The sequence below is a fragment of the Mycobacterium sp. genome (assembly GCF_035314665.1).
GTDB lineage: Bacteria > Actinomycetota > Actinomycetes > Mycobacteriales > Mycobacteriaceae > Mycobacterium.
In genome coordinates this window covers 1-3,462 of sequence record NZ_DATFZD010000259.1, presented here as the reverse complement: position 1 = coordinate 3,462, position 3,462 = coordinate 1, and the positions used below count along the sequence as shown (strand labels likewise).

2 protein-coding genes are annotated in these 3,462 nt (G+C 64.5%); both read left to right on the top strand.

The features are described 5' to 3' along the window. The first annotated feature begins 326 nt into the window (after positions 1–326). Entirely contained in the window at positions 327–1,856 is a 1,530-nt protein-coding gene (locus tag VKI00_RS18485; protein ID WP_324439904.1) for a serine/threonine-protein kinase, read from the top strand. Between the two features lie 131 nt (positions 1,857–1,987). After that, positions 1,988–3,136 carry an alpha/beta hydrolase gene (locus tag VKI00_RS18480; protein WP_324439902.1) on the top strand — a complete coding sequence of 383 codons (1,149 nt, stop codon included), beginning with the start codon at positions 1,988–1,990 and terminating at the stop codon, positions 3,134–3,136. The last annotated feature ends 326 nt before the right edge of the window (positions 3,137–3,462 follow it).

Below are 3,462 nucleotides of genomic sequence, written 5' to 3'. Positions count from 1 at the left end.
TCCCGACGATGCGGTCCACCGCAGGATCACGCTCCAGCGCTTCCACTGTCGAGATCCCGATCTCACCGGTCGGCCCGGTGACGGCGACTGCGAGCCCCGCCATCTGGTCAGGATCCCCCTTCCGGGGGCGCAAAACAGCGCAACCGCAATTTACGGCTCCACCATGGCGCGCACGTTCGTGAGGCTCTGCTGCAGCTCACGACCGACCTGGCGCGTCACACAACTCACCCTTCACGGTGCGCCGTATGCGAAAGCCGCGCACGGGTTCGTCCCCGAGTGCAGACTAGACGCCACACGGGAGGCGAAGCTATGACTCTTACGGCTCGATGACCTCGCGCCGCGGCAGTTCCCGCGTGGGCACGATGTTCGGGCGTTACGAACTCCAATCGCTGCTCGGCGCTGGCGGGATGGGCGAGGTCTATAAGGCATACGACACGGACAAGGACCGTACGGTCGCAGTAAAGCTTCTCCGGGCAGAATTTGCTGCCGACGACCGATTTCAAGAACGCTTCCGTCGGGAATCCCAGCTGGCCGCACGCCTGCAAGAACCGCACGTAATCCCGGTGCACGACTGGGGTGAAATCAACGGCGTTCTCTACATCGACATGCGCCTGGTTGAAGGCCGTAGTGTCGGGGCCGTCCTCCAAGCCGAAGGCCCACTCGACCCGTCCCGCGCGACGTCCATTGTCTCCCAGGTGGCCGGAGCGCTTGACGCCGCACACGCCGCCGGCCTGGTGCACCGCGACATCAAGCCGGACAACGTCTTACTTACCCCCAACGACTTCGCCTACCTTGTCGACTTTGGCATCGCACATTTCGGGGGCGAAACCGCGCTCACGAGCGCCGGCTCGGCGATCGGCTCTTTCGCCTACATGGCGCCCGAACGGTTCACGGGGCCAACAGGACCTGAAGCAGACGTCTATTCGCTCGCGTGCCTGCTATACGAGTGTCTGACCGGTCAGACGCCGTTCCCGCCGGGCGACGCAGCACAGATGATGGCCGCCCACATCATGGCGCCCGCGCCGCGACCCAGCGCGAAGCGAGCCTCGTTGAACATCGCCTTCGACGACGTCATCGCCCGCGGCATGCAAAAGCGGCCCGAGCTGCGATTCCCCTCAGCGGGCGAGCTGGCCCACGCAGCCATCGTCGCCGCTTCTCAACAGGCGCCGACACAACCGGCTGCAGGCTTCGACCACCGGCAGGACACTCGCGAGTTTTCCCAACATTGGCCGAACCCAGAGGGAACCGGCTACACGCCATACCGGGATCACATTATGCAACCCCAAATACCGCAGGGGCGAAATGGTTTTGGACGCGGGCAGGTAGTGCTGGCTGTCGCGTCTGCAGCGATGCTGGCAGCAGCGCTGATGGTAGTCCTCTGGGTGCTCTTCGGGCACACCGGCGAGAGAAATGCCGGAACGTCGCAGGCCCAAAGCGCAAGTCCAACAATGCCGTTGACGACCGCAGAGCAGACGGCGATCTCAGAACCGACAAGCGAATCAGCCACGATTACACAGCCAAGCATCAACAGGTTGCCGGGAACCGACAACCTGGGGTGGATCGGCTACCCAGCAGCGCGGTGTGATCCGGGAACTCAGCCGGCGGCCATGGCTCGCACGGCGCAGTCAGTGTTAGTTGTCTGCCAAATTCAACCCGGAACCTTCTACTATCGCGGCGTCCGTCTAAGCGATGGCGCCAGCATCGAGCTCGCCAATGCGGTGCGCTCCTCGGTTGGCTTCGACGTCACAAACCCGACGGATGGCACCCGCTACCAAATCCAGCCGACGAGTCTTACCATCGCGCCACCAGACACACAGGCGTCTTCGGAGCCGATGCTCGAGTACGCATCAAGCTAGCCCATCGCGGCGTTTGGATTTGGGTCGCCCTAGGGCCCGCGGGACAGTGCGCAGAGCGGCTATTCGCGGGTAGCCGCAAACGCATGGTGGTTGTGCACACGCCGCACCGTTTCGGATGTCACCATTTCCGAATGGGCGATGACGGTGGATTTCCGGTCGGATACCACAACCTGCACCCAGACGTGACGCTGAATTTTCAGCTCAACCGGTTCTGGAACTGGGTCGGCGAATCCCGGATGCTCGAGGAGCTGCGGCGGGTCGCGCCCAGCCTTCGGGATTACGCGGAATGGACCCGAGAGTTGCTCGCGCTCGGAGAGCGGGCACTGGGCCAGAGCCGAATGCTGGCGGGGGCCTACCTGATCCGCGCCGGCGAGTTCTTCATGTCGGCCGATGACCCGCGCCGCCGCGGCGCGCGGCGCACCTTCCTGGACACCGTGCTCCGTGAGTTCGGTGTGGGCGCCGACCAGCATCACGACGTGGCGTACTTTGGGCGCGTTCTGTCGGCTTATCGCTTGACGCCGGCTTCGCCGCCGCGCGGGGTGATCGTCGTGTTCGGCGGGTTCGACAGCTACATCGAGGAGTGGCTGCCGATGCTGCTGGCCCTGCGCGACGCGGGGCAGGACGTGATCGCGTTCGACGGGCCGGGCCAGGGCGCGGCGTTGGAAGCCGGCTTGCCGATGACCGCAGACTGGCACAAGCCGGTCGGGGCCGTGCTCGACCATTTCGGTGTCGACGATGTGACCCTGATGGGGTTTTCGCTCGGCGGGTGCCTGGTCATGCGCGCCGCCGCTTTCGAGCCGCGGGTCAGCCGGGTCATCGCCGACGACATCCTCGCCAACTTCACCGCGTGCTTCGCCTACCGGCTGGCCGCGCCGCAAAAGGCGCTCATTGGTAATGCCCACCGGTTGCCCGCTGCGGTGGTCGATGCATTGATAAACCAGGCCCGCAACCGAAACATGTTCGCCGACTGGGGCATCGGAAACGCCGAAAGGGTGTTCGGAGTCGACACCCCGGCCAAGGCGCTGTCGGCGGTGCGCGGGATGCGTACCGACGACGTGTCACCGCGGATCACCCAGGACGTGTTGCTGATGGCGGGCGCCGAGGATCATTACGTGCCCCTAGGGCAGCTCGGCGCGCAGATCCAGACGCTGACGAACGCCCGATCCGTCACCGCGCGCGTATTCACTCGCGCCGAGAGTGCCCAGAACCACTGCCAGATTGGCAATCTGGGGCTGGCGTTGCGGGTGATTCTTGCCTGGCTTGGGGAGGTTGGGGGCTGATTTTGGGCAATTGTCAGCCGCTAACGAGTATCCAAACCGCCACGAACGTCTCCAGCAGGTGGCAGCACCGGACTAGCGCAGAACGTTCTAACCCGTTCTCGTCGAATCAGGGCTTCGTCGCCGTCGACTTCCCTGCTGCTTCTATCATCAACAAGATGTCAAAGGATCGGCGGCTGACGCTGGTGTTGCTGCTCGACCTGCTGCTCATCGTGGCCCTGGTGATCGTTGGGCTAGCCGCGCACTCGCTGGGGTTGTTGGCTGCCGGGGTCGACTACCTCGGCGACGGCGCCGCGATCGGCGTGTCGTTATTCGCCATCCGACTCTCG

Coding starts and splice junctions, on each gene's coding strand:
- VKI00_RS18480 (WP_324439902.1), top strand. CDS start 1,988: ATGGGCGATGACGGTGGATTTCCGGTCGGATACCACAACCTGCACCCA.
- VKI00_RS18485 (WP_324439904.1), top strand. CDS start 327: ATGACCTCGCGCCGCGGCAGTTCCCGCGTGGGCACGATGTTCGGGCGT.